The 11,465-nt window shown below is 47.5% G+C and carries 7 protein-coding genes; 4 read left to right on the plus strand and 3 right to left on the minus strand.

Annotated features, from left to right (window positions below; genetic code table 11):
• Window positions 1-62: 62 nt before the first annotated feature.
• Both OEV79_05610 and OEV79_05615 read left to right on the plus strand, forming a co-directional pair.
• Window positions 63-653, plus strand: coding sequence for a cysteine hydrolase (locus tag OEV79_05610; GenBank protein MDH4210906.1), 591 nt, complete (start codon window positions 63-65; stop codon window positions 651-653).
• A 50-nt stretch (window positions 654-703) separates the two neighbouring features.
• Window positions 704-970, plus strand: a complete 267-nt coding sequence (locus OEV79_05615; protein MDH4210907.1) for an RNA-binding protein — start codon at window positions 704-706, stop codon at window positions 968-970.
• A 118-nt stretch (window positions 971-1,088) separates the two neighbouring features.
• Here the strand turns inward: OEV79_05615 and OEV79_05620 are convergent, their stop codons facing one another.
• Window positions 1,089-1,568 (minus strand): hypothetical protein, encoded by a 480-nt coding sequence (locus OEV79_05620; GenBank protein MDH4210908.1) that lies wholly within the window; start codon window positions 1,566-1,568, stop codon window positions 1,089-1,091.
• Window positions 1,569-2,143: 575 nt separating this feature from the next.
• Here OEV79_05620 and OEV79_05625 point away from each other — a divergent pair.
• Both OEV79_05625 and OEV79_05630 read left to right on the plus strand, forming a co-directional pair.
• Window positions 2,144-2,479, plus strand: coding sequence for a hypothetical protein (locus OEV79_05625; protein MDH4210909.1), 336 nt, complete (start codon window positions 2,144-2,146; stop codon window positions 2,477-2,479).
• Window positions 2,480-2,685: 206 nt separating this feature from the next.
• Window positions 2,686-3,621 carry a patatin-like phospholipase family protein gene (locus tag OEV79_05630; protein MDH4210910.1) on the plus strand — a complete coding sequence of 312 codons (936 nt, stop codon included), beginning with the start codon at window positions 2,686-2,688 and terminating at the stop codon, window positions 3,619-3,621.
• A gap of 148 nt (window positions 3,622-3,769) precedes the next feature.
• Here OEV79_05630 and OEV79_05635 read toward each other — a convergent pair whose 3' ends face one another.
• Both OEV79_05635 and OEV79_05640 read right to left on the minus strand, forming a co-directional pair.
• Window positions 3,770-5,467, minus strand: coding sequence for a T9SS type A sorting domain-containing protein (locus OEV79_05635; protein MDH4210911.1), 1,698 nt, complete (start codon window positions 5,465-5,467; stop codon window positions 3,770-3,772).
• Between the two features lie 372 nt (window positions 5,468-5,839).
• The gene (locus OEV79_05640; protein ID MDH4210912.1) at window positions 5,840-11,422 is read right to left on the minus strand and encodes a C25 family cysteine peptidase; all 5,583 of its coding nucleotides are present in this window, start codon (window positions 11,420-11,422) and stop codon (window positions 5,840-5,842) included.
• Window positions 11,423-11,465 lie beyond the last annotated feature (43 nt).

Consider the following 11,465-nt stretch of genomic DNA (forward strand, 5'->3'; position numbering starts at 1 on the left):
GGTTTGGCGCAATGATCTATTTGCAGCGTTACTCACAGACGGGGTAAGAATATGGAGGATTAATGAAAGAAACGTTGTTAGTTTTGCTGGCAATGATGCCAGTGCTCCTGGCGCAGACTGATATGCCAAGAAAACCTCTAAGCAAGGATATGAAGCCAGTTCTGCTCGTTATCGACATTCAGGAAAGATACTTGCCAATGATGGCTTCTGAAGAGAAGGACCTGGCGCTGCGCATGATAAACGGTGCAATATGGATCTTTCGGCAGCACGACTTGCCGGTTATCCGGGTGTACCATTCGGATTTGCAGTTCGGCCCTAACCCCGGTGATAAAGATTTCGAATTCCCGTCGAGCGTGATCATAAAAGACGACGACGTGAAAGTCATCAAAAATTATCCGAGCGCGTTTACGAAGACCGAACTTGAGGCAATTCTGCGTGAGAAGGACATAAACACCGTATTCCTGTGCGGGTTGAGCGCGGTGGGTTGCGTGCTTGCAACCTACTTCGGTGCTATGGATCGCGGTTTTGAGGCTTTTATGGTAAAGGATGCGATCATGAGTCACAAGGCTGACTATACAGAGGTCGTGAAGGAAATTACTGAAACGGTTACCTTCAAGACCCTGCAGTTCATGCTTGAATATTTAAGAAAATAGTGATCGCAATGGTTGGTTGTGAATAGATGGTAAAGGAATAGGAGAGCAGCATGCAAAGTAGTAAACTCTACGTAGGGAATGTTAGCTATTCGGCGACGGCTGAGGAGTTAAGAGAGCTGTTCGCTCAGTATGGTGAAGTGAAACAAGTCAATCTAATGGAAGGCAGGGGGTATGGTTTTGTTGAGATGTCCAACACTGAAGAAGCGACCAAGGCCAAGGACGCGCTGAACGGTTTAGACTTTAAGGGTCGGACCCTTAAAGTTGACGAAGCACGTCAGCCCGGCAACAAAGAAAAGAAAGGTTTTCGAAAATACTGAGACGATTGCCGCAATAGACAAAAGTTAAACACCGGTTCTGCTTAGCTTGACGCTCTATAGTCTCTTGGTGGAGACCGTTTTTCAAAAAATCACTACATCGTATTCGTGTTCAATCGGTCTAGAAGCAACCAGTGTGATATAATGTATCATAGGAGGAATAAGAAACAAAATACAGGTCGAAATGCTCGGCGGTTGTTTCGTCGAAGCTGTTGACGCGGTTGAATGCGATAGCCCAGGCATATTGATCCTGGTATAAACACTTCTCCGCGTAACACGGAATCCGGTAAGGCCGGTCATTCCATTCGCTGTAGGTTGCCCTTATACACTGGTATAACACAGTCGGGTCTTCACCGATATCACCAGCCTTTTCCTGCATCCGGTTGATCAGTTCATCTCTCAGTGCAATTGAGAGATCTGCCCCGGAATAGTTTTCGGCAAATACTTCGTGTATGTCACCGAATGGTACTGTCTCAGGATCAGATGTGTAATCTGTATTCGTTACTATGACCACAGGGTCGCATTCCGGTGTTGAGGTACAGCTGGACAGAACGAGAATGGAGCCGATCAGCAATGTGTACAGAAGATGCTTTCTTTTCACTCGATACCTCCCTTCTGGCCCACCAGCGGGCCGTGGTCTATTATAGGGTAAGGACTCACGCGTCACTCACAAGTGAGGTCACAGCGGGACTAACTGTACCATTCTGTCCATCAATCCTCTATAGTCCTGCTGATAGTGTAGAAAGGCCCGAATTGTTACTTCGGCGAGCAGCTAAGTAACGGTAAATGCTGAAAATGTCATAGGTTTAAGTATTCATCGATATGTCTACACAGGGGTTAATAAACTTAAGTGTAGTTTGCGGAAAATGTGTGCCATTCTGACACATATCATGTTCAACCGAGTCAAAAGAGACAACAATTTGTCCTTGTGTCACTATTTTGTGCCATATTGGCGCACCCTATGTATCGATTTTTTGGTCAACCTTCAAAAAACTTATGATTTTTCAAGCAATCAGTCTCGGCATGAATATTGCAATATATCTGAGTGTAGGATAAAAGAAGTATAATATCATTTTTCTGAGAGATTTCTCAGAAAGGTGTGTTGGCTTTTGTGTATTTTTATTACATTGCCCTTGATGTTTGTAAACATAGCGATAGAGTGTAGTCGGAGGTTGGGTGGCGAAGAGGCGTAAACGAAGTCGGAAATCGTATATGAAGGACTACCGCCAGAATTACGGCGATCTGATGCGCGATCAAATCAGTGATTGGTTCAGCAATCACCCGGATTATCTAAAAAAGTACTGTAAAAAGTGGCGGGAACGACATCTCGGTTATTTCAGGAAATGGCGGCATCGAAATAGATCCACGTACCTTGACTATCAGCGGAAATGGCGTGCGCAACACCGCGAAAGAGTGAAAGCGTACATGAGGGGTTACATGCGCCGCTACCGCAGTGGAGAGCCAGAAATGGCATTAGAGGATCAAATGGGAGGAAGCCTTGCTCTGGATTAATCCAGTATATTGTGCGCATAGGGTAAGAGTTTTCATACTATAACTAAAGAACTGTAGGCATACGCTAACTTCCCAGCGTATGTGTTGTTAACAATTAAAAAAACATCTTGCTGCAAAAGCAGGGTCGAGCGGTAATATGATGAACAAAGAACTCGGAAATTATTCTTCTATATTGATGATCAGCCAGCAGTTGGAGGAGGACGTATATGAAACCATTCCGTAAGCATGTAGCCATCTCAATAGATGGTGGTGCGTTGAAAGGTGTGATGGTAACCCGTGCACTGGCAATTCTTGAAGACCATCTGGGCAGACCGGCCCACGATATATTCCGTGTTACGACAGGAACCTCGACTGGTGCCATTATTGCAGCGGGTATTGGCAGGGGGTTAAGCGGCACGCAGATGTACGACCTCTATTGTGAATTGGGTGGCGTTGTCTTTCGCAGAACCCTGCGCAGCATGCTTTGGCCTTTGACCCGCTACCGTTTTTCTAACGAGCCTTTGGCGAATGCTCTGAAGCAGTACCTTGGTGAGGGGATGATGAGGGAATTCTGGACGGCAGAACCGCCGACCGATGTCGTTATCACTGTCTTTGATCTTGTGGAGAAAAGAACTCGTTTCGTAAAACCCTGGAAAGATGAATACTCCACCTGGCCGATCCTTAAGGCGGTCCTGGCGTCGAGTACAATACCTACTACATTTCCTGTCGTTGAGGGAAGGTATGTTGACGGCGGGGTTGGTTCTTACTGCAATCCGTGCTACATTGCAGCGTATGAACTGTGCTTTTGCCTAAATTGGAATCCAGCTGAAACGACTCTCATCAGCCTCGGCACAGGTCGCGAACCGCATTCTCTAAAGACGGGTGATGCTGATCGGTTCATGGTGTGGGATTGGATCGGTCCTGTAATAGGTGCTTTCATGCAAACTGCCGATGATCAACAAGTACATGTTGTCAAAACGTTCTTCGAGAGACTCGACTTCCGCAGATTTCAGGTTGATTTCCGTGAGCCCGTAAAGAGCGATGATCCAAAAGAAATACCTAAACTTGCTGAATACGGGGAAGAACTGGCGCGGAAAATTCTCAACGATGAAACCGATATAGCTATGGAAATCAAGGCAAAACGCACGCTCCAGTCCTTGTAGTTGAAAGACAGGATTTTGTGTTTCTCTGCATCATCTGATGCACAGAAATTTCGATGACTAGGTTGTTTGCAATGTTGAGATGCAGACAGGTAAGAATCCCGCCCCGCAGCTGTGACGATGCGGGGCGGGCCTTGTTTGTATAGTATAGCTATTTAACGAGTACTAGTTTGTACGTCGCGGTCTGCTCTCCTGCATCGAGTTTGAAGAAGTATATGCCGTTCGCAACAGTGCGGTTATTATCATCCTTGGCATTCCAGAAGACGGTGTTGGTTCCTGCATCTACGATGCCATCAACAAGCGTGCTGACCAGCCGGCCTGCACTGTCATATACCTTGAGCGATACCCTGCTTCTTGCCGAAGTATTGTAGGTGATGAGAGAACGTCCCCGTACTGGATTCGTCATCGGCGCGAAACCAGTAGCAAGCGGGGCATCTTTGCTCGGTGATTCTTCAATTCCAGTATACAGATAGTTTATCACTCTATTCATCATCGTATCCCGGTCCGCCTCAGCATTGATTAGTTCAAATGCGAACCCATTGAAGAAGAGATAGTACGGAGTAACCGGTGGTCCCACGGCGATCGTGTTGCTCAAGTTCGATTCGTTCTGCATCTCGGTCCATGAAGTGCCATCCGGGTTGATCTGGTCTGCGTAGTCATATATAATAGTACCTGTGGTCGGTGATGAAAATCCGGACATGATTGGTCCAACGCCTGTTACCTGGGTGCAATATATGTCATCCACATGCGAGCCAACATGCATCCAACTCACCGGGTCGATATCATACAAGACATCCTGGGAAGAGAGCCACAGCTTGCCAGGGTTCATGACGTTCAAGAGATAGAGGCCAATTTCAGTAGTATCCGTGGCTGTCAATGTATTTGACCAGTCTTCACCCGTGGCCCATACAACGATCTCATAGTTACCCATGACCGCGGCATCAGGTGCCACGCCGCTGCTGTCAAAAACGACCCACTTGTCATAAGCAAGCCCGAGGTTATTGAACGACGTTTCGTAGTACGTTTCAACGTTAGGTAAATTCTCGTCGTCATCGACATAGAGTATTTCCGCCCCCGCAGAAACGTAACCGATGTCCATCTTATAGACATTGCCCGTGGTCCAACCACAGCTCCAGAGATAAGTACCGTCAAAAGCAAGGTCCTGTATTTCAAGGTCAGGGCAAGCAAAGGACGTTATCACTGCACCGGTGACCGGGTTCAGCTTGTAAATGTAATCGGTTGCCTGGTCAGAATTCCAGAGAACATTGTCATGCCAGTCCCAGGTAAGACCAGTGGAAGCCGTGCCCTGCGAAGGGAATTGTCCCCAGATAGCGCCTGTCGCCGGGTCGAGTTCCCATATGGTATTGTTTGCCCAGTTCGTATTCCAGATCGTGTCGTTCATCCAGGCAAGACCTTCGCACGATGCTCCGGTGCCCGGACCCGGGATCGAAGCCAATACTGCTCCGGTTACGGGGTCGAGTTTGTAGATGAGTATGGTTCCGCCGTCCGCACACCACAGATTTGTTCCATCCCAGCACAATCCCGTGGCTGTGGTGCTGGGTGCTGGTAACGAATCAAGGACGTTGCCCAGGGTGTCCATTCTGTATATTCTATCGAGCCCATCGCTGCCGAGCCAAAGGTATTCCCCATCCCAGGCCATACCGTCGACATTATTAGAGGGCGCGACGAATTGATAGACGACTGTACCTGTGTCTCTTGGTGCATTATTGCTGCGTGGAGCTCGTGCTGCATCTCTGTGTGGGGCTACCGTAGCGCTGCCCATTTCGGTCAAGCCGAAAATCGCAAGCGTTGCGATTACACAAAAGACCGACATTCTCTTGAGCATCATTCACCTCCCTAATACTTTGTTGGTGTGTTGTTTTATTACGATAAATCTTTTTACGAACTAAGAATGAAGTAAATTACTATTTATTATAAGAGCATATAGTTATAGGTCAAGTCTTCTTATCGAGACCTAAGTCTCAGTTGGGGACAGGCATAACATTTTCAACATTCCTGCTATGCAGAATGATTATAGTTGTATTAAATTCTCATTCTATGCTGAACGCAGAGGAAAAACATCGGGGTTCTTACTGTTATCAGTCATTTCCCGGGTTGACCAGGGAATCTAACTACGTCAGTTCACCTCGAGATCATCCGGTTCCGTTTGAAACTAGAAAGGCTGACGGTGACAAAAGAGTTGACAGCTGTCCCCCGTATTTTATTTCAAGATCACGAGTTTCCCCACGTTCTTTTGCCATGGTGATTCCAGTGTGAAGAGGTAGATTCCAGCGCTGACCTTTGCTTGCCATTGGATTGCATGGACACCAGCAGATATGACGCTATTTATCGGTGTGTCAACTAGCCTACCTGCACAATCAAAGATTCGCAGCGATATCAAGGCTTCACGCGGCAGGGCCAAGACAAAGGTGGCCTCACTTCTCACCGGATTGCCTTTCAGTTCTAATGCACTGTATTGAGGCATGATACTCAATTCTTCGATCCCTGTGCAATTGGCAATGAACCAGTAATAACTCGATGGCGCACCAGCAGGATCAACGGCTGCGTTGCAGGGTTGTGCCGCGTCGACTGCTTCGATATAGTACCTGACTGTATCGTATGGATTGGCCACCGCAGATATCGAGTCCAAATACCAGTTAGGTGAACCATTCATGATCATTGTCGTGGATATCCAACCGGGGTCTTCATCCCGTTTGTAATGCAGAACCACCGAGTCTATTCCTGCCAGATTGTCAGTAACCATCGTGCGAATCTCAAATGGACCGGTGAAAGAAGTGTCATTCCAGACCGAAGTAGATTCGATAACCGGAACAGTGATATCAACACCGAAACTATCCGGTTCAGAATAAGGACCATCATTGCCTGCCAGGTCATATGCCTTAACGCGCCAGTAGTACCGGTTCTCGGAATGATCTATGATTATGCCCGTAGTATCCAGAGTATCAACGATCAGCGGAGTAACAAAGCCAAATAAAGTATCAACCTGGAGTACGTAACGGATTGATGAGCGGTGAATATCTAGATCCTGCACCGATTTTTCTAAGTATGGCTTTTTATCGAGTGCTTTTCTCAATGCTAAACACGAGACCGGATTCCACTCAAAGGCAACCAGTGTATCGCTCATGAATATTCCATCCACCGGTGCAGTCAATACGGGTGCTACAGGTATGTCAGTGTCAATCTCAAATTGCCATGTTGATGAGAACGCTCCTTCATTACCTGCCAGATCGATTGCTTTTACACGCCAGTAATAGACAGTATCAGCCAGTACGGTAGTAAATGTCGTGTCGGTCGAAGTAGTTTCAACCAAACCCTGGGTAAAGCCGTCATCTAATGCGTACTGAACTATATAATAGTCAGTGCCGCTCAGGTTATCGTTTGTCGCGTGCCAGCTAAAATCTACTATATTGTCATTCAGATATGTATTATTTGCAGGAGCGATCAGATTTACGGCAGGGGGCGGTGTGATATCAACACCAAAGCTATCCGGCAGCGTATAAGTACCCTGGTTACCTGCCAGGTCATACGCCCTTACCCGCCAGTAGTGGACGTTCTCGCTCAATGTAACGGTGGTCGTGGTTGCTGTCAGCGTATCGATCACGAGTGGTGAGGTGAAAGCCGTGATGGTATCCACTTGAAGAATGTAGCGTATAGGGGCGTCGATATTCGTTAGTTTTTCCAGAAGTGACGGTCGGTCTGATGCATTTTTTTGCGCGGTGGGCAATTCGTCAATATCTCCGTTGCCGGCAATTTCTGTCACCGTGGTCCACTCGAAATCGACTTGCGCGTCAGTCAACCATGTTCCGCCAATTGGAGAGACAAGCGCTGGTACTGATGGCGACGAAGTGTCAATCTCGAATTGCCATGTCGTTGAGAATGCGCCTTCATTATTTGCGGCGTCTACTGCTTTTACACGCCAGTAATAAGTAGTATCACTGAGGACTGTCGTGAATGTCGTATCGACTATGGCGGTGTCGACCAGCCCCTGTGTGAAAGCATTATCAAGGGCATATTCGAGCACATAATGATCTACCCCGCTGATATTGTCACTCGCTGCATGCCAGATGAAATTGACTGTGCTGGTAGTCAGGTAACAACTATAGGACGGCGAGCTTAAGGTTACAGTGGAAGGAGCGGTTGTATCGATGACAACTGTCCATGTTTCATTCGATTGTCTTGAGTTGTTAGCACTATCATAGGCGACCACGTACCAGTCGTTGTAACCTTCGTCCAGGTCATAATCGACGGCCCAATTGGTGTCAGGACCAGTATGTCGTAGTACGTCTTCTATGTATATTCTATAGTCCTTAATCCCACTTCCTGTATCAATCGTTGATTCCCAGACAAAGGTCGGCCGCAATATGGAAAAGACGGTAGAATCTGAAGGAGAGATGAGGCTGAATGGCTCCGGCGGCACGGTCTCAATACCTGTGGTATTGCCGATTTCCCAATGGAGCAGTGCTGGGTCATTAGGTGAATCTGTGAATTTGCGATAAAAGAGTCCAACTAGACGCAATGTATTGTACGTTAGCGTGTCCAATGCTGAGAGATCAATGCTCCCAATTGCCAGTGTAGTGTAGAATCCCGTTGAGTTTCCGGGTAGAGCAGCATCAGGTACTACTTGCCATGCGCTGGTATAATATTCGACCTGTAGGCCGATTGAATCCTGCGCACTTGCTTTGTTCCATACCGCATAGCCCCAGTGCGGACGGGCATAAGTTGCAGACAAATCGCCATAATTCGCCGCGACTCCTGTCAGCGTGCCTTCATCGGTCGCTAAAGACGACGAGGAGGTCAAAATGATATTATCACAAGCACAAGCCCATCCCCAGTGTGAACTCGTGGATTCATCATGATACATCCACTGAAACTGAACAGAATCAGCGGGTAGGTATCCGGTCAAATCGATTGTAGCAGTACCGCTAACGCTTGATGTATAAGTGGCAACAGTGTTCCAACCACTCCAAGTACCATTGAAGAACCGTGTTTTCACTTCGTATGTCTCGCCAATCTCGTAGACCTGAAAACCGTAGCCGTAAGTTATCTCGAGACTCTCAGCATTAACAGGGATGTGAAGTGAAGGAGAGACCAATGCTTCGTTATAGTTAATGGCGCCGCTACCTGCAGCATCGTCGTCATAATACGCGTAGTATGAGCCATAGCTTGGCGGCGGATACGAACCAAGCGCACCCGTCGTTCCGACATTCCAGTCAATACCATCTCCGTTGCCGTCGATTACGGTCCAACCCGATGGGATTCCGCCCGACTCAAAATTCTCTTGAAGTAATGTGTCGACGATTTGCTGACCGCCTGATGGATTGAGTACCACACTGTCTCCCTGGATGCTCGTTCCATTGAGTACATTAAAACCGAATTGTGCGGCCGTTGTCTGGAACCACGAGCATGTGTTTGACGGCAGGGACGTGCCGATGGTGAGTGATCTTTTTACCGTGTAATTCGTCCACGTTCCCGAGCCAGTGGGGTCAGTACATTTGACCTTCCACCAGTATGTTGTTGAGTCTTGAAGTGGCGACGGGAATGTGAAATTTGCCGTGCTACCGCTTGTATAGGTCGTTGTGGTTGAACTATCAGGACTCGCAAAATTCGGGTCAGTGTCCCAGAGAATTCTGTATTGGATGTTGTCATTCTGCGGGTCGTTCGAATAGAACGTGAGGACGGGCTGTGTGTCAGGCAGGCGGGCAAAGTCGAGCGGCTTGACGATCGAAGGTACTTCCGGCATTCCTGCTTCGGTTGTGACCGCGAATCCTTCATATGGGTAGTGATTCTGGGCTGTAGCCGTGACCCACATTGTGTCATTGGGAACGCTTGCCGTTACGGTTATGGTCGCGATACCTGATGAGTTGGTATACCCTCTGCCGTAAAGTCCGGTGTCTGTTTTGCCCATCAGGCAAACCAATGCATTCTGTATGGGTGTTATGTTATCATCCTCCCTGACCGTGACCGTGAAGGCATTTGTACCGGCATTGACGGTACTGTTGTGGCTCACTGCCATTGAATCCGGGTCATCGGTCCATAGCGGCATCTCAGGGTCGCCGAAAAGATTATATTCAAACAAACACCACCGCCAGACCCAGGTTCCTATCGACCCAGCTCTCTGGTCCTTGGCAGCAGCAAGGACCTCCCCCAAATGGTATGCCGATGTGCCAAAGAGTTTTCTGTAAAACCAGACAGAGAGTTCACCAGAGGGCCCGAGCGCGCCTTGCGGAGATGTATATCCCCATCCATATCTTGAATTCATTATCGTCGCACTTGCGCATCTTTTGTTGACGTTGACCATGCGCTCGGCAAGACAGTCATAACTCGCGGCAGAACCCGCTTCGTCAACCGCGCCGCAAAAGCATCCCATGCCATTGACAATGGCTGCTTCTGTTGAGTCGTTCGTTTGTGCACCAACATCATTGTAGTAGTAGTATGCATTCGTACCATAATTGTAATACTCTCCGTATTCATTTCCATGACCGACCATATGACAGAAGTTATATCCCTGGTTGAGCGAATCTCTTGTGACATATCTGGACATGAGGCCGAGACTTTCATAGATCTTTGATTTTTGCCAGTCATTTGGGATGGTATCAGCGATCGTGTCATTTATGCCGTTGCCGTAATTACCGCTCCAGAGGTTGCCCACAGGCAGGAGGATCTTTTTGGTGAAGGCTGCTGACGGAGATTTTTCATAGGTGATCACTTTACTCACGAAATTATTGATTTGAGTTATGTTCTTAACTGGTGCCCTTCCTACATACACATCACTGTATCCATCTACGCCATCAGTGAATTGTCCATAGATACCATTGCCGTTTAGGTCCCATGTGCCGTCGAGGTCTGAGAAATAAAGATCAGTAGGAATGGTGTCTTCATCAGTATAACCACCGACACCGCTTGTATAAAAATATGCGTCCCGTCTTGGGACGTATTCTTCGCTGTGTTCAAAGTCACACTGTCCGGCAAGGAGGAAGTAGACCGCGCCCGAATCCGCCGTCTCGGCTATGAAGTTCCTTACTTTCGTCGCATTGTCTACTCCGCCGTAATTACTGTAGATCCATGATGTAGTCACTATATCAGTGGGGACTCCTTTCTTGGTTTTCCAGTCCTTTAATGGTGTAAATGCACTGACAAAAGAGGCGTCGGTAATAATGATATACTCGCTGTCCCATGTTCCTCTCTTTAGAGGCGGTGACCAGATGTCCACTTCATTATTGTTTTCTACCAATATTCGTACTCTTGCCTGGGCAAGTGTTTTCTGGGTGGCGGTAATGGCTTTCACTGGTTCGGCACCGTTTCGATAGTGTATTCTGAAAGAAATAGTACTGGTGAGAAAAAGTCTCTTCGTTGATGGGTTATGGCGCAGTGGAGTAACTGCCACAGTGATAATACGGTAACCAGCCAGATTTCCTTCGTGCATGTATTTGACAATCGTTTCCGGGTACAGGGCATCCAATGAGTAGATCTCCTCGTCGGGTAGGGTGAATTCACCGGGTTGAGAAGCCGATATCGGTTGCGGTTCTTGGGAAGGGAAGATGTTGAACGTGCCTGGCAGATACTTGCCTTCTTCCCGAAGGATCTCTATACGGTCGAACTTGGAACCAGGCGGGATAACGAATGAAAGATACTTGGTTGGTAATTTCGGATGGCCCGGTTCTTCGAGGTGGGTGTAATTCGGAATCGAAACGTGGTCATATCCATTATGCACCTCGAATATAAGCTCGCCAGTACTAACATAGCAATTGTTGTCAATTATGCCAGCAAACATGGTTAATGGCACAATAATGCATATCAAAAACATTGTATATTTTGACATAATAGCT

This window comes from candidate division WOR-3 bacterium (assembly GCA_029858255.1).
Lineage (GTDB): Bacteria > Hydrothermota > Tepidihabitantia > SM23-42 > SM23-42 > SM23-42.

Excerpts from the sequence above, each read along its gene's own strand:
- OEV79_05630 (MDH4210910.1), top strand. The coding sequence starts at position 2,686 with ATGAAACCATTCCGTAAGCATGTAGCCATCTCAATAGATGGTGGTGCG.
- OEV79_05610 (MDH4210906.1), top strand. The coding sequence starts at position 63 with ATGAAAGAAACGTTGTTAGTTTTGCTGGCAATGATGCCAGTGCTCCTG.
- OEV79_05615 (MDH4210907.1), top strand. The coding sequence starts at position 704 with ATGCAAAGTAGTAAACTCTACGTAGGGAATGTTAGCTATTCGGCGACG.
- OEV79_05635 (MDH4210911.1), bottom strand. The coding sequence starts at position 5,467 with ATGATGCTCAAGAGAATGTCGGTCTTTTGTGTAATCGCAACGCTTGCG.